Origin of the sequence: Streptomyces roseus, from assembly GCF_001044425.1 — a bacterium.
Lineage (GTDB): Bacteria > Actinomycetota > Actinomycetes > Streptomycetales > Streptomycetaceae > Streptomyces > Streptomyces roseus.
The window spans coordinates 58,539-77,943 of record NZ_LFML01000032.1; the positions used below are offsets into that span (position 1 = coordinate 58,539).

A 19,405-nucleotide genomic window follows, 5' to 3' on the forward strand; every position below is an offset into this window, starting at 1 on the left:
GGGGCGGGGCCTTCGGGTCAGCGCAGCGCGGCCTCCAGGGCGGCGGCCAGGGCCGCGGCCGTGGGGGGCGAGAGCGGTTTCCCGTCGGGGTCGACGACGTACAGGGAGTCGACCGCGTTGGCGCCCAGCGTCGAGACGTGCGCGCTGCGCACGCGCACCCGCGAGGACTCCAGCGCGCGCCCGATCCGGTGCAGCAGGCCCACGGCGTCCGGGGCCCGCACTTCCAGGACGGTCGCCAGCGAGGAGACCTCCGGGACCACCGTGATCCGGGGCGGCGGCGGGAGGACCCCGCGCCGCCGCGGGTAGGCGGCCTCCCGGTCGGCCAGCTTCGCCGGGACGTCCAGCGAGCCGTCCAGCGCCCGGATCAGGTCCGTGCGCAGCCGCGCCGCCTCCGGCAGGGCCCCGTACTGGGCCGCCACCCGCCACCGCAGGACCAGGACCTCGCCGGCCAGCTCGGCCAGTTCCAGGGAGCGCAGGTCCGCGGCCCGGACGGTGAGCCGGTGCAGGGCGAGGACTCCGGCCACCGCCGGGAGGACCCCCGGCTGGTCGGGGACCGCCACCACCAGCTCGACGCCGACCGCGTCGTCCTCCTCCTGGCGCGCGTGCAGCGCGAGGACCGGCTCACCGGTGCGCAGGGCCTCCACCGCGAGGCGTTCCTGCTCGGTGGTGGCGATGGCCTGCTCCGCCGGGAGGGGCGTCGTCCCGCGCAGCACCGCGGCGACCCGTGCCACCAGGTCCGCCACCAACGAGCCCCGCCAGGTGCTCCAGGCCGCCGGTCCGGTGGCGAGCGCGTCCGCCTCGGTCAGGGCGTGCAGGATCTCCAGGGTGCCGGTCGATCCCACGGCCTCGGCGACGGCGCGGACCGTCGCCGGGTCGTCGAGGTCGCGCCGCGTCGCGGTGTCGATCAGCAGCAGGTGGTGCCGTACGAGCACGCCGAGCACGGCGGCGTCCCGCTCGTCGAAGCCCACGCGGACCGCCACGTCGTGGGCGATGGTCTCCCCCGCCACCGAGTGGTCGCCCGGCCAGCCCTTGCCGATGTCGTGCAGGAGCGCGGCCATCAGCAGCAGGTCGGGCCGGCCGACCCGGCGGGTCAGGGCGGAGGCCCGTACCGCCGTCTCGACGAGGTGGCGGTCCACGGTCCAGGTGTGCACGGGGTTGCGCTGCGGCCGGCACCGGACCCGTTCCCAGTCGGGCAGCAGGCGCGTGATCAGCCCCTCGGCCTCCATGGCCTCCCAGACGGCGACCGTGGGCTCCCCCGCCCCCAGCAGAGTCAGCAGCTGCTCGCGCGCCTCGGCGGGCCAGGGCACCGGCAGCGGCTTCGCCTGCGCCGCGATCCGCCGTACGGCGTGCAGCGAGACGGGCAGCCCGGCCTGGGCGGCCGCGGCCGCGAACCGCAGCGCGAGGACCGGATCGCGGTCGGGCCGGGCTGCCAGCGCGAGGACGGCCTCGCCTTCGGACTCCACGACCCCTTCGGCGAGCGGCGCCCGCTCGGCCGCGGCGGCCCCCCGCGCGCCCAGCAGCCCGCGCAGCCTCGGGCGGGCCGCCCGGGCCCGCAGGACCCGGCCGACCTCGCGCCAGGTCACGTCCCCGGCGTACGAGATGACCCGCGCGGCCTCGTACACCTCGCGCAGCAGCGCGTCCGCGTCGAGCAGGCCCAGTCGGGCGGCGACCTGGTCCTGTTCCTGGAGCGCGAGCCGGTCGGTGGCCCGGCCGGTCACCAGGTGCAGGGCGTCCCGGGCGTCGAGCAGCCGCCGCCGGGCGTCCGCCAGTCCCTCGCGGGGGGCGTCGGCCAGCCAGGACGCGGCGACCGCCCGCAGCGCGGTGGCGTCGCGGAGGCCGCCGCGGGCCTCTTTGAGGTCGGGTTCCAGCAGGAAGCGCAGCTCTCCGGCCTGCTCGGCGCGCTCCCGGCACAGCGCGTGCAGTTGCGGGAGCCGTTTGGCGGCCTGGTTGCGCCAGTCGGCCAGGACCGAGGTGCGCAGGCCCGCGAGCAGTCCGGCGTCGCCCGCGACGGGCCGCGCGTCCAGCAGCCCGAGGTGCACCTTGAGGTCTTCGGCGGCGGTCTTGCGGGCCTCGGCCGGGGTCCGTACCGAGTGGTCGAGGGCCACGCCCAGGTCCCACACGGGGTACCAGACGCGGTCGGCCAGGGTGCTCAGCGCCCGCGGCTCGGCCTTGCCGTCGTGGAGCAGCAGCAGGTCGAGGTCGCTGCGCGGGGAGAGTTCGGCGCGCCCGTAGCCGCCGACGGCGACGAGGGCGGCCCCCCGGACCCCGCTCTCCCGCAGTGCCGTGGTGAACAGGGCGTTCAGCCAGTCGTCGGTCAGCCCGGCCAGCGCGGAACGCCGCGAGGGCCCGGACCGCGACTCCTCCTGGAGGAGTCGCAGCCGGGCCGCGGCGTAACCGCCGGGTGCCGGGGCGGAGGGTTCGTCGCAATCGCCTGTCATGGTCTTTTCGACGCTCGTCACCCAGGAGCTCCCGTCGCCTAGAGCGCTTCCGCGCCGCGTTCGCCGGTGCGGACGCGGATGATCGCGTCCACGGGGACGCTCCACACCTTGCCGTCGCCGATCTTTCCTGTGCGGGCGCCCTGTACGAGGAGGTCCATCACCGATTCGGCGTCGTCGTCCTCGACGACCACCTCGATGCGGATCTTCGGTACGAGGTCCACGGTGTACTCGGCACCCCGGTAGACCTCGGTGTGGCCGCGCTGGCGGCCGTAACCGCTGGCCTCGGAGACGGTGAGCCCCTGGACTCCGAACCGCTGGAGGGCGTCCTTGATCTCGTCGAGCCGGTGCGGCTTGACGATCGCGGTGATCAGCTTCATGCGTCAACCTTCTTGCTCGCGGCGGCAGCGTGGACGGGTGCGGCGGTGCTCCGGGAGGAGGCTCCGCCGCCGGCTCCGCTGAAGTCGTAGGCGGTCTCGGCGTGCTCGACCTGGTCGATGCCGGAGACCTCGTCGTCCTCGGTGACCCGCATCCCCATCGTCTTGTCCAGGAGGAAGGCGAGGACCGCGGACACGACGAGAGAGTAGGCGAGGACGGAGAAGACTCCGATGGCCTGCTTGCCGAGCTGTTCCAGGCCGCCGCCGTAGAAGAGGCCGGCCGCGTCGGACTGGACCCCGCCGGTGGCGAAGAAGCCCACGAGGAGCGATCCGATGACGCCGCCCACGAGGTGGACGCCGACGACGTCGAGGGAGTCGTCGTAGCCGAACTTGTACTTGAGGCCGACGGCCATGGCGCAGACGAGGCCGGCGATGGCGCCGATGGCGATCGCGCCGAGCGGGGAGCAGGAGCCGCCGGAGGGGGTGATCGCGACGAGGCCCGCGACCGCGCCGGAGGCGGCGCCGAGGGTGGTGAAGGAGCCGTGGCGCAGCTTCTCGTACGCGAGCCAGGCGAGCATGGCGGCGGCGGTGGCGACCTGGGTGTTGACGAACATGACCGCGCCGACGCCGTCGTCGTTGCCGAGCCAGGAGCCGGCGTTGAATCCGAACCAGCCGAACCAGAGCAGGCCGGCGCCGAGCATCACGAGCGGGAGGCTGTGGGGGCGCATGGGGTCGCGCTTGAAGCCGACGCGCTTGCCGATGACCAGGATCACGCCGAGGGCCGCGGCGCCGGCGTTGATGTGGACGGCGGTGCCGCCCGCGAAGTCGATGACGCCGAGCTCGAAGAGCCAGCCGCCGGCGCCCCAGACCCAGTGGGCGACGGGGAAGTAGACGACGGTGACCCACAGGGCGCTGAACAGGGCCCAGGCGCTGAACTTCACGCGGTCGGCCAGGGCGCCGCTGATCAGGGCGGGGGTGATGACAGCGAACATCAGCTGGAAGACGGCGAAGACGTAGACCGGGATGGTGTAGCCGTCCCACAGCTCGGTGATGCCGATGCCGCTGAGGCCGACGTAGTCGGACGACCAGCCGATGAAGCTGCCGGAGTCGGTGCCGAAGGCGAGGCTGAAGCCGTAGAGGACCCACAGGATCGTGACGATCCCGAGGCTGATGAAGCTCATCATGAGCATGTTGAGGCTGCTCTTGACGCGGACCATGCCTCCGTAGAAGAAGGCCAGTCCCGGGGTCATCAGCATGACCAGGGCGGAGCAGATGAGCATGAACCCGGTGTTCGCGGCAGAGAGCGTCGGGGCGTCTGCCGCGAGGGTCGTGATGGCTGATGCCATCGGCGTCTCCTCGTCGTCGGTACGTTCGCGTGCGGGCGACCGTGAAAACCTGAGCGGCGCAAGGCGTAAGGCCGGGGGGTGGGGGCCTGGGGGCTGGCCGGTTATTGGCCCTGAGATTCGCGCAGGCCGGTTTCCGGCGGCGCCGCTGGGTGTTTCGCAGGCGTGACGAAGAGGTCGGCTGTGTTACGCGTCCATGAACGGCGTCGGGCGTGGGCCGGCCGCGGCGGTCACCCGGGTGACCTGGCTGGGGGAGCCTGATCGGGCTGCACGGGGTGACTGCCGCGGCCGGGGCCTTCGGGAGCGGCCGCGGGGGCCGTCAGACGGCCTCCGCGGCCTCGGGGAGCCGGGAGGCGAGCTGGTCGGTCAGCTGGACCACGTCGGCGACGTCGCCGTACTCACGGGCGGCGCTGTCGACGGTCTTGCGGATCCGCGTGTTGACCCGCTCGGAGCGCACCTTTTCCGCCACCTTCAGCGCGCGGTCCACGAGGACGACGGCCTGCTCGGGCTCGCGGCGGAGCAGGTGCACGGTGGCCATGCCGATCAGGTTGAGGCTGTACGAGCGCTGGTGCTCCTCGTCCTTCTCGAAGAGGTCCACGGCCCGCTGCATCACGGGTTCGGCGAGGGAGGCGTACATGGGGCTGCGTCCGGCCACGTAGGCCAGGTCGCGGTACGAGTGGGAGTTCTCGCCGTTGAGCTCGGCCTCGGAGAAGAAACGGATCCAGTCGGGCTCGGGCTCGCCGCCGAAATCGACGTCGGAGAAGGTGTCCTCGGCCATGCGGACGGCCCGCTTGCAGCGGCTGGGCTGGCCCATGTTGGCGTAGGCGCGCGCCTCCATCGCATACAGCATGGCCTGGGTGCGCGGGCCGGCGCAGTCGCGGCTGCCGTACTGCGCCAGGTGGATGAGTTCCAGGGCGTCCTCGGGGCGGCCGAGGTGGATCATCTGGCGGCTCATGCTGGAGAGGATGTACGAGCCGAGCGGCTTGTCCCCGCCCTCCTTGGCGGCGTGCAGCGCGAGGACGAAGTACTTCTGCGCGGTGGGGTGCAGGCCGATGTCATAGCTCATCCAGCCGGCCAGTTCGGCGAGTTCCGCGGCGACCTTGAAGAGCCTGCGCATGACGGGCGCCGGGTGGTTCTCCTGGAGCAGGTCGGTGACCTCGTGCAGCTGGCCCACGACGGCCTTGCGGCGCAGTCCGCCGCCGCACTGGGCGTCCCACTGGCGGAACATGACGGTGGTGGCTTCGAGGAGGCCGAGTTCCGGTTCGGAGAGCCGGGGCGGGCGGTGGCCGCTGAGGGCGCCGGACGTACCGCCCTCGCGGGGGCCCGGGTCGGCGGCGGCCACGGGGACCAGCCAGCGCTGCATGGGCTCGATGAGGGCGGGGCCGGCGGAGAGGGCGAGCGAGGTGCCCAGGAAGCCCCGGCGGGCCAGCATCAGGTCGCTGCGGGAGAACTCCCCGAGGAGTTCGACGGTCTGCGGTCCGGCCCAGGGCAGGTCGACGCCGGAGACGGAGGGCGTCTGGTGGGCGGTGCGCAGCCCGAGCTGCTCGATGGCGACGACGGATCCGAAGCGCTCGGAGAACAGCTCGGACAGGATGCGCGGGACGGGCTCGCGGGGCTGCTCGCCGTCGAGCCAGCGGCGCACCCGGGAGGTGTCGGTGCTGATGTGGTGGGCGCCCATCTGCCGGGCCCGCCGGTTCACCTGACGCGCCAGCTCGCCCTTCGACCAGCCGCTGCGGACGAACCAGGAGGTCAGTTGCTCATTGCGGGCCGCGGTGCCCGGGACCTCCGGCTCCACGCTCGTTCCGCTTGCGCCGTTGCCGCTCACTGGAACGCCCCCATCCACTCAGCCTCTTCACACGAAACCCTGGCTGGAGCGGCGAGCGCCGCCACGGACCTTCACAGATCCTCCACACGTTGCCTCCGGCATAACCACGGACGGCCCGCCTTCGGGGTTTGGTGCACTGAAAGTAATCCTACGATCACCCCCTCCGCGAGGTCGATTCCGGAAACGCCACCATTCGCCACCCCTTTGAATGAACTAGCCATCCGCCAGGCGCGATTCACTTGACACCGAGGCGAAAACGATTGGATGGACGGGAGTGCGGTGGGGGCGCGCGCGGCGAGGAGTGCGCCGGGCGGCCCCCTTGGGCACCGGGCTCGCACCCGGCCCCGCATCCCGTCCCGCCGACGTCGTAACCACCGGCGCGTCCGACCCGTTGGAGGGGGCATGGGCATGGGCTTCACGATCGGCGGCAGCCGCAGCACCAAGGAGTTCCGTTCCGGCACGCGTCGCCGCGGCCGGACGTCGGAGTGCACGGCCGTCGCGGAGTACACCGGACTGTGGGGCTGGGACGTGGTCCCCGGCGCCCGTGCCGCGGCCCCCGCCCGCGGCTGTTCCTGCGGTCATACGAATTGCAGGGCGCCGGGGGCGCATCCACTGCCCCACGCTCCCACCGTCCCGGCCGGCGCCACCCTCGACGAGGTCACCGAGACCTGGAGCGGATATCCCGGCGCGGCGGTCCTGCTCCCCGTCGGCCGCACCTTCGACGTCATCGAGGTCTCGCAGGAAGCGGGGCGCCGGGCGCTGGTCCGCCTGGAGCGGATGGGCCTGCCGCTCGGGCCGGTCACCGCGACCCCGGACGGCCGGGCCCAGTTCTTCGTGGCCCCGGGCGCCGCCGCCGGGCTGCCGCAGCTGCTGTACCGGATGGGCTGGGACGACGCCGACCTCGACCTGCGCGCCCTGGGATCCGGCGCCTTCCTGACCGCCCCGCCCTCCGACCACGCGGGCCTCGGCCCCGTCAGCTGGCTGCGCCCGCCCGCACTGGACTGCGCGGGCGGCCCGCCGCAGGCCCGGCTGCTGCTCGGCACCCTCGCGTACATCTGCCACCGGCTGCGCCGCTAGCTCCGTACGACCGTAGGCATGACGGCGCCCCCGCGTTCCGGGCGGAACGCGGGGGCGCCGTCATGCGTACGGTCGTACGGAGCTGCGCTCAGTCGCCGATCAGGGCGTCCACGAACGCCTCCGGCTCGAACGGTGCCAGGTCGTCGGCGCCCTCGCCGAGGCCCACGAGCTTGACCGGGACGCCCAGCTCGCGCTGGACGGCGACGACGATGCCGCCCTTGGCTGTGCCGTCGAGCTTGGTCAGCACGATGCCGGTGATGTCCACGACCTCGGCGAAGACGCGGGCCTGGGTCAGCCCGTTCTGCCCGGTGGTGGCGTCGAGGACGAGCAGGACCTCGTCCAGCGGGCCGTGCTTCTCCACGACGCGCTTGACCTTGCCGAGCTCGTCCATGAGGCCGGTCTTGGTGTGGAGGCGGCCGGCGGTGTCGATGAGCACCACGTCGGCGCCCTCGGCGATGCCTTCCTTGACCGCGTCGTAGGCGATCGAGGCCGGGTCGCCGCCCTCGGGTCCGCGTACCGTACGGGCGCCCACGCGGTCGCCCCAGGTCTGGAGCTGGTCGGCGGCGGCGGCGCGGAAGGTGTCGGCGGCGCCGAGCACCACGGAGCGGCCGTCGGCGACGAGCACGCGGGCCAGCTTGCCGGTGGTGGTGGTCTTGCCGGTGCCGTTGACGCCGACGACCATCACCACGGCCGGGGTGTCCAGGCCGCTCTCGGTCTTCACGGCGCGGTCGAAGTCGGTGCCGACCAGGGTCAGCAGCTCCTCCTTGAGCAGGGCGCGCAGGTCCGCGGGGGTGCGGGTGCCGAGCACCTTGACCCGCTCGCGGAGCCGGTCCACGAGCTCCTGCGTCGGTACGACACCCACGTCGGCGATGAGGAGGGTCTCCTCGATCTCCTCCCAGGTGTCCTCGTCGAGGTGCTCGCGCGAGAGCAGCGTGAGCAGCCCCTTGCCGAGGGAGTTCTGCGAGCGGGCGAGGCGGGCGCGCAGCCGGATGAGGCGGCCGGCGGTGGGCTCCGGCACCTCGATCTCGGGAGCGGCCGGCGCCTCGGGCGCGGCGACGACGGGGGGCGCCTCGGGAGCCGCAGCCTCCGCATCGGGGAGGACGACCTCCTCGATCGTGCGGCGGGACTCTTCCGCCGTCTCTACGGCGTCCTCCCCCACCTGCGGTTCGGCGGGCGGGGCAGTGATGGTCGGCGTGCTCGGCGGTGCCGAGGGCGGCAGCTGCTTCTTCTTGCGGCTGCCGACCACGAGCCCGCTGATCGCGCCGACCGCGACCAGGGCGATGACTACAGCAAGGATGAGGATGTCCATAACCCGTCCAGTATCGGCCACGGCGGCCCCGGGCCCCCGACTCCCGCGGTTCCGGCGGGGCCGTAAAGCTGTATTTGTGGACTTGGCGGCACATCTACGATGATGGGCGACTTACCCGTACGTCCTGCCCCCGGAGTACCGCATGCCTGCCGAGCCCGCCGACGGCGCGATACAGACGCCGCCCGCGACACCCGTCCGGACGCCCGTCGAGGCGTCCGCCGAGACCTCGGTCGAGACCCGCGGCCTGGAGCCGGTCCCGGACGGCGAGCGCACGGGCCGGGTCCGCGAGCTCGTGCCCACCTGGGTCGCCGCCAACATCAGCGTGCTGCTGCTGACCATGGGCGCCGGTCTGGTGATCTTCAACAAGCTCAACATCTGGCAGGTGCTCGTCGTCGCGATCGCCGCGCCCGTCGCCTCGTACGGGCTCGTCGGGCTGATCTCGATCGCGGGCAAGCGCGGCGGGGCCCCCGGCATGGCGCTCTCGCGGGCCGTGTTCGGCCAGCGCGGCAACCTCTTCCCCGGGGCCCTGATCTGGGTCGCCCGCTGGGGCTGGGAGACCATCAACGCGGTCAGCGGGGCCTTCGCCATGCTCACCGTGCTGGACCTGCTGTTCGGGGTGGAGAAGAACACCGCGCTGATCGTCGTCACCCTGGTGCTCTTCGTCGGCTGCACCTTCCTGGTGTCCGGCCTCGGCATCAGCGCCCTGCGCGCGTGCTCGACCTGGTCGACGTACCTCTTCGGGGCCTTCAGCGTGCTCGTGCTTGGCTACCTGGTCGTGGAGAGCGACTGGTCCGCCGTCTTCGACAAGCCGGCCGGCTCGACCGCGATGATGATCGCGGGCATCGGCACCATCGCGGCGGGCGGCATCAGCTGGGTCCCCTCGGGCCCGGACTTCACCCGCTACCTGCCGCGCACGGCCTCCGCCAAGGGCATGGTCGGCGCGACGATCGGCGGCGCGGCCGTCGTGGTGATCCCGATGGTGCTCATGGGCGCCGTCATGGCGGTGGGCACCCCGGACCTGGCCACGGCGCAGGACCCGGTCTCCTTCATCGGCAACCTGCTGCCCGCCTGGATCGCGGTGCCCTACCTGCTGATCGCGCTCGTGGGCATGCTGCTGATCAACTCGATGTCCATGTACTCGGCCGGCTTCACGGCGCAGACCCTCGGCATCAAGGTCCCGCGCGCGGCGGCCGTCAGCGTCAACGCCGTCATCAGCCTCGTCTTCGGCTTCCTGCTGATGGTGGTCGCGACCAGCTTCTTCGGCTCGTTCATCTCCTTCCTGACGCTGCTCGCCGTGGCCTTCTCCGCGTGGATCGGCGTCTTCGGCGTGGACATGCTGCGCCGGACCTCGTACGACGGCGCGGCCCTGCTGGACACGACCCGCACCAGCGCCTACTGGTACCGGGGCGGCTACGCCTGGCAGGCCATGACCGCCTGGGGCCTGGCCCTGGTCGTGGGACTGCTCTTCACGAAGGTCGACTGGTTCGGCGGGCCGCTGGCCGGCACCTGGATCGGGCGCAACGGGCTGGGCTGGGCGGCCGGCATCGTCACCTCGGGCCTGCTGTACGCCGTACTGCCGCGCGCGGCGGCGCCGGCGGCCCCCGCGGCCGGGGCCGGGGAGCCCGAGCTCGCCGGCGCCGCCGGATCCCTGTCCAACTGACGCAACGTCAGCTAACGTCCCCCTTCGCCCGCGCACCCACATCCGGCGGAGGGGGACTTCTCCATGCCCATCACCGTGGCCCGGTTCAATCTCGTCGACCCGAACGGCACCCCCGAAAGCCTTTCCGCCCGCTACAAGGCCGCGCTGGAGATGGCGAAGTACGCGGACGACCGCGGCATCGACACGATCCAGACCGAGGAGCACCACGGCACGGCCAACAACTGGCTGCCCTCGCCATTCGCCTTCGCGGGCGCCGTCTTCGGCGCCACCCGCCGGATCGCGGTCACCGTCTCGGCGATCATCGGCCCGCTGTACGACCCGCTGAAGGTGGCGGAGGACATCGCGGTCCTCGACCTGCTGAGCGGCGGCCGCCTCGTCACGGTGGCGGGCATCGGCTACCGGCCCGAGGAGTACGAGCAGCACGGCGTCGAGTGGGGCCGGCGCGGCCGGCTCCAGGACGAGCTGCTGGAGACCCTGCTGCGGGCGTGGACCGGTGAGCCGTTCGAGTACCGCGGCAGGACGGTACGGGTCACCCCGCGGCCCTTCACGCAGCCGCACCCGCTGCTCCTGGTCGGCGGCAGCTCCAGGGCGGCGGCCCGGCGCGCGGCCCGGCTCGGGCTGCCGTTCTTCCCCAGCGCGCACCTGCCCGAGCTGGAGGCGTACTACCAGGCGCAGCTCGCGGAGCACGGGACGGAGGGGTTCTGCATGATGCCGGCGGCCGAGACCCCGCTGCTGCACATCGCCGAGGATCCGGACCGGGTGTGGGCCGAGTACGGCGAGCGCTTCCTGCACGAGGCGGGCACGTACGCCTCGTGGCAGTCGAAGGACATCCGCAGCGCCGTGCGGTCGGGTGCGCGCTCGGTGGCGGAGCTGCGCGCGGAGGGCGTGTACCGGGTGCTGACCCCGGACGAGGCGCTCGCGTACGCCCGGGGCGCGGGCGAGGCGGGGAACCTGGTGCTGCACCCCTTGTGCGGCGGGATGCCGCTGGACGAGGGCTGGCGCAGTCTGCACCTGCTCTGCGAACAGGTGCTGCCCCGGCTCAAGGACTGAGCGGGGGCAGCACCTGTCGTAAGAGGAGAGGGGGTGGTGGCGGGGGTGGTTACCCCATCTCCTCCAACGCCTTGCCCTTGGTCTCCGGCACCCATTTGAGGATGAACGGGATCGAGAGCGCGGCGAAGAACGTGTAGATCATGTAGGCGCCGGAGAGGTTCCAGTCGGAGAGCGACGGGAACGAGACCGTGATGACCCAGTTGGCGATCCACTGGGCGGCCGCGGCCACGCCGAGGGCGGCGGCGCGGATGCGGCCCGGGAACATCTCGCCGAGCAGAACCCAGACCACGACGCCCCAGGAGAGGGCGAAGAAGAGCACGAAGAAGTTGGCGGCGACCAGGGCCGTGATGCCCTGCGCGTGGGGCAGGGAGATGTTGTCGCCGGTTCCGGACTTGAACGAGAACGCCCAGGCCGCCGTGCCGAGCGACAGCGCCATGCCGACGGAGCCGATGAGCGCGAGGGGCTTGCGGCCGATCCGGTCGACGAAGACCATCGCGATCACGGTACCGATGATGTTCACGACCGAGGTCTCGAAGGAGTACAGGAACGAGGAGCTCGGGTCGATGCCGACGGACTGCCACAGCGAGGAGCTGTAGTAGAAGATCACGTTGATGCCGACGAGCTGCTGGAAGACCGAGAGCCCGATGCCGACCCAGACGATGGGCAGGAAGCCGAAGCGGCCGCCGAGCAGGTCCTTGAAGGTGGACTTGTGCTCGGAGCGCATGGCGTGCTCGATGTCGGCGACGCGTGCGTCCAGGTCGACGTGGGAGCCCTCGACCTCGCGCAGGACCTCCTTGGCCTTCTCCGTGCGGCCCACCGAGACCAGGAAGCGCGGGGACTCGGGGATGGCAAAGGAGAGCAGCCCGTAGAGCACGGCCGGGACGACCATCACGCCGAGCATCCACTGCCAGGCTTCCAGGCCGCCGATCTCGCCGCGCTGGTCACCGTCGGCGAGGTTGAGGATGCCCCAGTTGACGAGCTGCGAGACGGCGATGCCGATGACGATCGCCGCCTGCTGGAAGGAGGCGAGGCGGCCGCGGTAGGCGGGCGGGGAGACCTCGGCGATGTAGGCGGGGCCGATGACCGAGGCCATGCCGATGCCGAAACCGCCGATGACGCGCCAGACCGCGAGGTCCCACAGCGCGAACGGGAGGGCCGAGCCGATGGCGCTCGCGGTGAACAGGACGGCGGCGATCTGCATGCAGCGGATACGGCCGATCCGGTCGGCGAGGCGTCCGGCGGTGGCCGCGCCGAGTGCGCAGCCGATCAGCGCGGCGGCGATCACCTGGGCCAGAGCGGCCGATCCGACGTCGAAGCGGTCGCGGATCGCCTCCACGGCGCCGTTGATGACGGAGCTGTCGTAGCCGAAGAGGAAGCCGCCCATGGCCGCGGCCGCGGTGATGAAGATGACGTGGCCGAGGTGGTCGGGCTGGGACGCGCTTCCACCGCCTGACGCGGGTGCGTTCGCTGTGCTGGTCAAGGTGCGCTCCTGGGCCCGGCGGCGACGGCGGGCTGAGTGGGTTCGTTGTCGCTTGCTCGTGTTCCTCTAGTGGCGCACAGCAAACTGCTTGCCACCACCTGAACGTCAACACGGCACAGCAGAGCTTATGACTTCACTTTCTGAAGTCAATAGCCGAGATGAATCCGATTCGTCGCAGCGCTGACCGATGAGTCCTGGCGCAATGTGTTCACTAAGTGAAGCGAGGAGCTCAGCGAAGCCGCTGGCTGATGACCTTGGAGACCCCGTCGCCCTGCATGGAGACGCCGTACAGGGCGTCCGCGACCTCCATCGTCCGCTTCTGGTGGGTGATCACGATCAGCTGCGAGCTCTCCTGGAGCTCCTCCATGATCCGGATCAGCCGCTGGAGGTTGGTGTCGTCGAGAGCGGCCTCGACCTCGTCCATCACGTAGAAGGGGCTGGGGCGGGCCTTGAAGATGGAGACCAGCAGGGCGACGGCGGTCAGCGAGCGCTCGCCGCCGGAGAGCAGGGAGAGCCGCTTGACCTTCTTGCCGGGCGGGCGGGCCTCCACGTCCACTCCGGTGGCCAGCATGTTGTCGGGGTCGGTGAGGATCAGCCGCCCCTCGCCGCCGGGGAACAGCCGCGAGAACACCCCCTCGAACTCCCGGGCCGTGTCCCGGTAGGCCTCGGTGAACACCTGCTCGACGCGCTCGTCGACCTCCTTCACCACCTGAAGGAGGTCGGCCCGTGTCTTGCGCAGGTCCTCCAACTGCTCGCTGAGGAAGCGGTGGCGCTCCTCCAGCGCCGCGAACTCCTCCAGGGCGAGCGGGTTGACCTTGCCTAGCTGCTGGTACGCGCGTTCCGCCGCCCGGAGCCGCTTCTCCTGGTGGGCCCGTACGAAGGGACCCGGCTCGGCGTCCCCGTCCGCGTCCCCGCCCTCGGCGGGCGGGCTCGGCGGTACGGGCTGGTCCGGCCCGTACTCGGCGACGAGGGCCACCGCCTCCATCCCGAACTCCTCCAGCGCGCGGGACTCCACCTGCTCGATGCGCAGCCGCTTCTCCGCGCCGAGCACCTCGCCGCGGTGGACGGAGTCGGTCAGCTTGTCCAGCTCGCCCTTGAGGTCGCGGCCGCGGCTGCGGGCCTCGCCCAGCTCCCGTTCGCGCAGGCCCTTGGCGTACTCGGCGGCGGCGCGCTCCTGTTCGGCCCGGCCGAGCGAGACCTCCAGGTGCGCCAGGAGCTGCCGGGCCCCGTCGGCGACGGCGCGGGCCACCTCGGCCTCGTGGCGCAGCCGGGCCCGGCGGCGCTCGGCGCGGGCGCGGGCCTCGCGCTCGGCGCGGGCCGCGCGGTCGAGGGAGTCGGCCCGGCCCGCCAGCCCCTTGACCCGCTCCTCGTGGGTCCTGAGCTGCAGCCGGGCTTCCATCTCGGTCTGGCGGGCGTTGGCCCCGTCGGCGGCGAGCCGGTCCCGCACGGCGGTGTCCGGCTCCTCCTCCACCGGCATCTCCTCGGCGGCGGCGAGGCGTTCGGCGCACTCCTCGACCTCGGCGAGCGCCTGCTCCAGCGCGTCCTGGGCCTTGGCCGCGGCGGCGGCGCTGCGCTCGGCCTCGCCCTCGGCGCCCTTCGCCTGTCCGGCGAGGCGGCCCAGCTGCTGCGCCACCCCGGCCCGGGCCTGCTCCCCGGCCCGGCGCCGCTCGCCGACCTCCTCGACCCGCGCGACGAGCTCGCCCCGCAGCGCCTGTGCGCGCTCCCGCGCGGCGGCGCCGTCCGCGCACTCGACGTCGAGCCGCACCAGCTCCGCGCCGGCCTCGTCGACGGCGGCCTGCACCTCGATCAGACTGGGCGCCCCGGCGGACCCCCCGTGCGCGAGGTGTGCGCCGAGCACGTCGCCCTCCAGGGTGACGGCGACGAGATCGGGGCGCGCCGCGACCACCCGCTCGGCTTCGTCCAGTGCCCCGACGACCACGTACTCCCGCAGCACCCACCCGACGGCGCGCACGGCCTCCGCGTCCCCCCGCACCAGCCCGTGGGCGGGGAGCGCCCGGGCGGGCAGCGACTCGGCGGGCGGCGACTCGGCTGCGGGGTCCGGCACCGAACCCCGCGCCACGGGGAGCGCGGCGGCCGCCGCGCCCGCCGGCGCCGAAGACCCCTGATCCGCCGCGGTCCCCCGGTCCGGCGCCGCCGATGCCCGGGCGGAGGGCGGAGCCGCCAGGGCGGCCGCGGCGCCGGCCCCGGTCGTCGCCTGGCCCGGGATCCCCGACGGCGGTCCCGGCTGGGTCTGCGCGTCCGCGCCGCCGGCCGCCTCGCCCTGGCCCGGGACCGGGATCCCGGGCGGCGGGGACGCGATCACGGGCGGCGGGGGCGCGATCAGGAGGGTGGCCCGTCCCGCGTCCGCGGCGCGGAGATGGCGGATCGCGTCGGCCGCCGCCCCCGGCGAGGACACCGCCAGCGCGTCCGCCGCGGCGCCCAGCGCCGCCGCCACCGCGACCTCGTACCCCGGGGTCACCGACAACCGCTCCGCCGCCGGCCCCAGCAGCCCCGCCAGCCGCTCCCGCGCGGCGAGCAGCGCTCCCGTGCCGTCCTTCCTCCGCAGTCCGAGCGCCAGCGCGTCGCGCCGCGCCGACACCGCGGCCCGGGACTTCTCCGCCGCCGCCACCGCGTCCCGCGCCTGCGCCAGCGCGGCCTCCGCCGCCGCGAGCTCCGCCCGCGCCGCCGCGTACTCCTCGTCCACCGCCGGGTCTTCGAGCCCGCCGACCTCCTCGGCCAGCGCCTCGTACTCCGCCTGCGCGGCGCCCGCCCGGGACCGGGCCTCGTCCCGCGCCGCCACCAGCCGGTCGATCTCCGCCTGGGCCGCCCCGGCCCGGGAGCGGGCCGCGCCCAACCGCCCCGTCAGCCGTGCCAGCCCCTCGCGCCGGTCGGCGATGGCCCGCGCCGCGTCCCGCAGCCGCCGCTCCTCGGCCGCCAGCGAGCGCTCCAGCTCCGCCCGGTGCTCGACGGTGTCCTCCAGCGCCCGCGAAGCCGCCTCCAGCGCGGCCGTCAGCTCCGCCTCCTGCTCGCGGATCCGCGCGGCCTCCCGCTCCATGTCCTCGGGGTCCCGGCCGCGCCGCTCGTCCTCCGGCGGAGCCGAGGCCGACTTCACCCGCGCCTCGGCCAGGGACGCCGTCCCCCGTACCCGCTCGGCCAGCTGGGACAGCTCGTACCAGGTCTGCTGCGCCCGCTGGAGCCGAGGCGTCAGCTGCCGCACCGTTTCCTCGAGCTCCGCCTCGCGCCGCAGCGCCTGGCCGAGTTGCGCCTCGGCCGCCTCCTTGCGCTCCTTCAGCGCCGCCTCGTCCGCGATCTCCGCGTCCAGCGCGCCCCGCAGCGTCACCAGGTCGTCGGCGAGCAGCCGCAGCCGCGCGTCGCGCAGGTCGGCCTGGATGACGGCGGCGCGCCGGGCCACCGCGGCCTGGCGCCCCAGCGGCTTGAGCTGGCGCCGCAGTTCCTCGTTGAGGTCCTGCACGCGCGCGAGGTTGGCCTGCATCGCGTCCAGCTTCCGCAGCGCCTTCTCTTTGCGCTTGCGGTGCTTGAGTACGCCGGCGGCTTCCTCGATGAAGGCGCGCCGGCCCATCGGGTCGGCGTGCAGGACGGAGTCCAGCTGGCCCTGGCCGACGATGACGTGCATCTCGCGGCCGATGCCGGAGTCGGAGAGCAGCTCCTGGATGTCGAGCAGCCGGCAGGTGTCCCCGTTGATCTGGTACTCGCTGCTGCCGCCGCGGAACATGATCCGGGTGATCGTGACCTCGGCGTACTCGATCGGCAGGGCGCCGTCGGAGTTGTCGATGGTCAGGGAGACCTCGGCCCGTCCGAGCGGTGGCCGCCCGGTGGTGCCGGCGAAGATGACGTCCTCCATCTTGCCGCCGCGCAGGGACTTGGCCCCCTGCTCACCCATGACCCAGGACAGCGCGTCCACCACGTTGGACTTGCCCGAGCCGTTGGGCCCCACGACGCACGTGATGCCGGGCTCGAAGCGCAGGGTGGTTGCGGAGGCGAAGGACTTGAAGCCACGCAGGGTCAGGGACTTGAGGTGCACGCCGCCGGACTCTACCTTTCGCGCCCGGTTTCACCCATGAAGGTGCAGGGCACGGCCGATGCCGAGGGTCCCCCGCCCGGCCCAACAAGAACGAAGGGACGCCGAAGCGTCCCTTGCAGATCTAGCGGGGCGGGAGTCGAGTGACGAATGGAGCGCGGATCAGGTGAGCGCAGGCTCCGCCTGGGGTACGTCGATGTCGATGCGGTCCAGCAGCGAGTCTCCGTGCTGAGCGGCGGCCGCGTTCAGCGCGTCATTTTCGGACTGAATCCGTACGAGCTCGGACTCGAGGTCCTGGACGCGCTGCTGAAGCCGTCGCATCTCGGCGAGGAGTCGCGGGTCGGAACCGCCGACGTAACCGAGAAGCGCCTTTGCCATGATGGATGGTCCTCCACACTGAGTGACCGACCGAAGCGGTGTGGGTCGTGAGGGAATCGCACCCGCGGATGTCCGGCAGCGACTGTCAGTCACTGCGCTTACTGGTGCCAGCACTGCCAAACACCTCAGGTGCGCGGGGCTTCCAGCGTCTCACCAAAAAGTTTGACGGTCAACACGATCACGCCCCGTATCGGCGGGCAGCCCGGTTCCCCCAAGGGACGTGGAGATCGTCCGCTGCTCCGAGCCTTCCACGGAACGCCGCGTCCGGCAACGTACCGACAGCGGAACGTGCAGATCCGGCCTGGTGCGGGCCCCTCCGAGGTGTGATCAGTACATGATCAGCCGATCGGTCACCGGATCGCGAACCCGTCGTAGCCACCGCGCGGTGTGCCCCAGATCTCTGTCACCCCGTCCACCCTCCCGGGCGTGTCGGCGCAGCGCAGCCAGTCGAGCAGCCGGTGGCAATTCTCACGTTGACCTTCGGCCACCACCTGCACCCGCCCGTCGTCGAGGTTGAGCGCGAACCCGACGACACCGCCGATCTCCAGTGCATTGGCCCTGGTGAACCAGCGGAAGCCCACTCCCTGTACACGGCCGCGCACCCACGCGGTCATGCGGACGTCTTCGTTCATGCGTGCACGCTAACGGGGCGGGGAGTTTCGCCCCACATCGCCCCGGCGTCCCATCGCGTACAGTCCCGCACCAGTGAACTCACCCATTTGGGTGTGTTAGGGATGATCTTGAGCCGCAAGGAAGGCACGTCGCCGATGGGACGCCACCGACTTCACGCCGCGCCGGACCAGGGCGGCAACCGCCGCACCCTCGTGCGCACGGCCCTGCTGGGCGGCGCCGTGGCCGTGGTTCTCGGCACGGCGGCCGTGACCACCGGCATGGTGCCGGTCGGCAGTTCCTTCCCCTACGTCGGTGTCGGCGCCGCCGACCCGGGCGGGAAGACGCGGGCCGGGGCCGAGGCCTCGCCGAGCCCGAAGCCGGTGGCCGAGCAGCAGGGCGGCCTCGCCAACCTCTCCGGCCGCGCCTCCGCCGTCCCCGACGCGGGCACTCCCACACCCTCGGCCTCCCCTTCCCCCTCGGCCTCGCCTTCCCCGGCGGCCTCGCCGAGCCCCTCCGCCCCGGCCGCGCCCTCCGCCTCCGCCTCCTCCTCCCCCGAGGTGCAGGCGAAGCCGCGGCAGAGCCTGCCGCCCGCCCCGGTCCCGGCGGCGCCCAAGGCGGCCTCCCCCAAGACGGCCGCCCCCAAGACCGCCACCCCCCGGCCGCCCGCCCCGCCGGCCCCGACGCCGGCCGACGGCCACTCCGCGGAGGAGGCAGCCGTACTCACCCTGGTCAACCAGGAGCGCGCCCAGGCCGGCTGCGGTCCGGTCCGCGCGAACCCGCCGCTCGCGGCGCTGGCCGCCGCCTTCAGCAAGGACATGGCCGCCCGCGGCTTCTTCGGCCACACCGACCCCGACGGCAACTCGCCGTGGGACCGCGCCGCCAAGGCGGGCCTGTCCGGTCTGGGCGGCGAGAACATAGCCCGCGGCCAGGGCGACGCCCAGGCGGTCATGAACGCGTGGATGAACAGCCCCGGCCACAAGGCCAACATCCTCAACTGCGAGTTCCGCACGCTCGGCGTCGGCGTGTACGTCGCCGACGGCGGCCCCTGGTGGACCCAGGACTTCGGCTTCTAGCCACGGCCGCACGGCCCTCGACAGCAGCCACTTACCAACCGAAAGCGCCCACTACTGGCCAGCGCTGTGCGGAGTTAAGCTGGTCGGCATGGAGACAGAGCCGCCCTTCGACGCGTTCGCGCGCGCCTGCCCGTCCCGGGAGACCCTGGAGCACGTCACGGGCCGCTGGGGCAGCCTCACCGTGGGCGCCCTGCGCGACGGCTCGTGCCGCTTCAACGAGCTGCGCCGCAAGGTCGACGGCGTGAGCGAGAAGATGCTCTCCCAGACGCTCCAGGCGCTGGAGCGCGACGGCGTCGTCCACCGTGAGGCGCAGCCGACGAACCCGCCGCGCGTGGACTACGAGCTGACCCCGCTCGGCATCGAGATCGCCGACCGGCTGCTCGCGCTCATCCACTTCCTGGAAGCGAGCATGCCCCGGGTCATCGGGGCCCGGGAGTCCTACGACACCAGGCGCGGCGGCCGCTGACAGCGCGGGCAGAAGTAGCTGGACCGGTTCATCCAGGGGCGCCGCCGCATCGGGGTCCCGCACCGCCGGCAGGGCTCGTCCTCGCGCCCGTAGGCGTCGAGGGAGCGGTCGAAGTAGCCGGACTCGCCGTTCACGTTGACGTACAGGCTGTCGAAGCTGGTGCCGCCGACCGCGAGCGCCGCGTTCATCACGTCCCGCACGTGGCCGAGGAGTTCCGCACTGCGGGGGCGCGTCAGTGTGGCGGTGGGGCGCTCGTAGTGCAGCCGCGCCCGCCACAGCGC

Annotated in this window: 14 protein-coding genes and 1 pseudogene; 5 read left to right on the top strand and 10 right to left on the bottom strand. The window is 73.0% G+C overall.

Features of this window, described 5'->3' with window-relative positions:
- Positions 1 to 17 precede the first annotated feature (17 nt).
- The 4 genes from ACS04_RS08550 to nsdA form a co-directional block, all read right to left on the bottom strand.
- Positions 18 to 2,438, bottom strand: a complete 2,421-nt coding sequence (locus ACS04_RS08550; protein WP_048475932.1) for a [protein-PII] uridylyltransferase — start codon at positions 2,436 to 2,438, stop codon at positions 18 to 20.
- Positions 2,439 to 2,476: 38 nt separating this feature from the next.
- Positions 2,477 to 2,815 carry a P-II family nitrogen regulator gene (locus ACS04_RS08555; RefSeq protein WP_048475933.1) on the bottom strand — a complete coding sequence of 113 codons (339 nt, stop codon included), beginning with the start codon at positions 2,813 to 2,815 and terminating at the stop codon, positions 2,477 to 2,479.
- Positions 2,812 to 4,158, bottom strand: coding sequence for an ammonium transporter (locus ACS04_RS08560; RefSeq protein WP_048475934.1), 1,347 nt, complete (start codon positions 4,156 to 4,158; stop codon positions 2,812 to 2,814). The genes ACS04_RS08555 and ACS04_RS08560 overlap by 4 nt, the downstream gene beginning before the upstream one ends.
- Positions 4,159 to 4,474: 316 nt before the next feature.
- Positions 4,475 to 5,980 carry a transcriptional repressor NsdA gene (nsdA, locus tag ACS04_RS08565; protein WP_048475935.1) on the bottom strand — a complete coding sequence of 502 codons (1,506 nt, stop codon included), beginning with the start codon at positions 5,978 to 5,980 and terminating at the stop codon, positions 4,475 to 4,477.
- A gap of 408 nt (positions 5,981 to 6,388) precedes the next feature.
- Between nsdA and ACS04_RS08570 the strand changes: the two genes are divergently transcribed.
- Entirely contained in the window at positions 6,389 to 7,057 is a 669-nt protein-coding gene (locus ACS04_RS08570) for a bifunctional DNA primase/polymerase (protein ID WP_048476006.1), read from the top strand.
- 88 nt (positions 7,058 to 7,145) lie between these two features.
- Here the strand turns inward: ACS04_RS08570 and ftsY are convergent, their stop codons facing one another.
- On the bottom strand, positions 7,146 to 8,366 hold the full coding sequence (ftsY, locus tag ACS04_RS08575) for a signal recognition particle-docking protein FtsY (RefSeq protein WP_048475936.1): 1,221 nt from the start codon (positions 8,364 to 8,366) through the stop codon (positions 7,146 to 7,148).
- A 142-nt stretch (positions 8,367 to 8,508) separates the two neighbouring features.
- Here ftsY and ACS04_RS08580 point away from each other — a divergent pair, with 142 nt between their 5' ends.
- A complete protein-coding gene (locus ACS04_RS08580) occupies positions 8,509 to 10,026 on the top strand; it encodes a cytosine permease (protein ID WP_078864556.1) in 1,518 nt (505 codons plus the stop codon).
- Positions 10,027 to 10,089: 63 nt separating this feature from the next.
- Positions 10,090 to 11,076: an LLM class flavin-dependent oxidoreductase gene (locus tag ACS04_RS08585; protein ID WP_048475937.1), complete on the top strand. Its 987-nt coding sequence runs from the start codon at positions 10,090 to 10,092 to the stop codon at positions 11,074 to 11,076.
- Between the two features lie 49 nt (positions 11,077 to 11,125).
- Here ACS04_RS08585 and ACS04_RS08590 read toward each other — a convergent pair whose 3' ends face one another.
- From ACS04_RS08590 to ACS04_RS08605, 4 genes are all read right to left on the bottom strand, one after another.
- Positions 11,126 to 12,556 carry a sugar porter family MFS transporter gene (locus ACS04_RS08590; protein WP_048475938.1) on the bottom strand — a complete coding sequence of 477 codons (1,431 nt, stop codon included), beginning with the start codon at positions 12,554 to 12,556 and terminating at the stop codon, positions 11,126 to 11,128.
- Between the two features lie 229 nt (positions 12,557 to 12,785).
- Positions 12,786 to 16,598 (bottom strand): AAA family ATPase, encoded by a 3,813-nt coding sequence (locus tag ACS04_RS08595; RefSeq protein WP_048475939.1) that lies wholly within the window; start codon positions 16,596 to 16,598, stop codon positions 12,786 to 12,788.
- A 159-nt stretch (positions 16,599 to 16,757) separates the two neighbouring features.
- A complete protein-coding gene (locus tag ACS04_RS08600) occupies positions 16,758 to 16,973 on the bottom strand; it encodes a hypothetical protein (protein WP_030162422.1) in 216 nt (71 codons plus the stop codon).
- A 350-nt stretch (positions 16,974 to 17,323) separates the two neighbouring features.
- Positions 17,324 to 17,605 carry an acylphosphatase gene (locus ACS04_RS08605; RefSeq protein ID WP_048475940.1) on the bottom strand — a complete coding sequence of 94 codons (282 nt, stop codon included), beginning with the start codon at positions 17,603 to 17,605 and terminating at the stop codon, positions 17,324 to 17,326.
- Between the two features lie 135 nt (positions 17,606 to 17,740).
- Here ACS04_RS08605 and ACS04_RS08610 point away from each other — a divergent pair, with 135 nt between their 5' ends.
- Together ACS04_RS08610 and ACS04_RS08615 are read left to right on the top strand one after the other, a co-directional pair.
- Positions 17,741 to 18,658, top strand: coding sequence for a CAP domain-containing protein (locus tag ACS04_RS08610; RefSeq protein WP_048475941.1), 918 nt, complete (start codon positions 17,741 to 17,743; stop codon positions 18,656 to 18,658).
- 88 nt (positions 18,659 to 18,746) lie between these two features.
- Complete coding sequence (locus ACS04_RS08615; protein ID WP_048475942.1) at positions 18,747 to 19,124, top strand: winged helix-turn-helix transcriptional regulator; 378 nt, start codon at positions 18,747 to 18,749, stop codon at positions 19,122 to 19,124.
- On the opposite strand, the pseudogene ACS04_RS08620 reads toward ACS04_RS08615, so the two are convergent.
- Positions 19,097 to 19,405: pseudogene (locus tag ACS04_RS08620) on the bottom strand (zinc finger domain-containing protein); the annotation flags it as partial. The gene ACS04_RS08615 and the pseudogene ACS04_RS08620 sit on opposite strands and share 28 nt — an antisense overlap.

Excerpts from the sequence above, each read along its gene's own strand:
- ACS04_RS08610 (WP_048475941.1), top strand. The coding sequence starts at position 17,741 with ATGGGACGCCACCGACTTCACGCCGCGCCGGACCAGGGCGGCAACCGC.
- ACS04_RS08560 (WP_048475934.1), bottom strand. The coding sequence starts at position 4,158 with ATGGCATCAGCCATCACGACCCTCGCGGCAGACGCCCCGACGCTCTCT.
- ACS04_RS08600 (WP_030162422.1), bottom strand. The coding sequence starts at position 16,973 with ATGGCAAAGGCGCTTCTCGGTTACGTCGGCGGTTCCGACCCGCGACTC.
- ftsY (WP_048475936.1), bottom strand. The coding sequence starts at position 8,366 with ATGGACATCCTCATCCTTGCTGTAGTCATCGCCCTGGTCGCGGTCGGC.
- ACS04_RS08615 (WP_048475942.1), top strand. The coding sequence starts at position 18,747 with ATGGAGACAGAGCCGCCCTTCGACGCGTTCGCGCGCGCCTGCCCGTCC.
- ACS04_RS08585 (WP_048475937.1), top strand. The coding sequence starts at position 10,090 with ATGCCCATCACCGTGGCCCGGTTCAATCTCGTCGACCCGAACGGCACC.
- ACS04_RS08580 (WP_078864556.1), top strand. The coding sequence starts at position 8,509 with ATGCCTGCCGAGCCCGCCGACGGCGCGATACAGACGCCGCCCGCGACA.
- ACS04_RS08570 (WP_048476006.1), top strand. The coding sequence starts at position 6,389 with ATGGGCTTCACGATCGGCGGCAGCCGCAGCACCAAGGAGTTCCGTTCC.
- ACS04_RS08555 (WP_048475933.1), bottom strand. The coding sequence starts at position 2,815 with ATGAAGCTGATCACCGCGATCGTCAAGCCGCACCGGCTCGACGAGATC.
- ACS04_RS08605 (WP_048475940.1), bottom strand. The coding sequence starts at position 17,605 with ATGAACGAAGACGTCCGCATGACCGCGTGGGTGCGCGGCCGTGTACAG.
- ACS04_RS08550 (WP_048475932.1), bottom strand. The coding sequence starts at position 2,438 with ATGACAGGCGATTGCGACGAACCCTCCGCCCCGGCACCCGGCGGTTAC.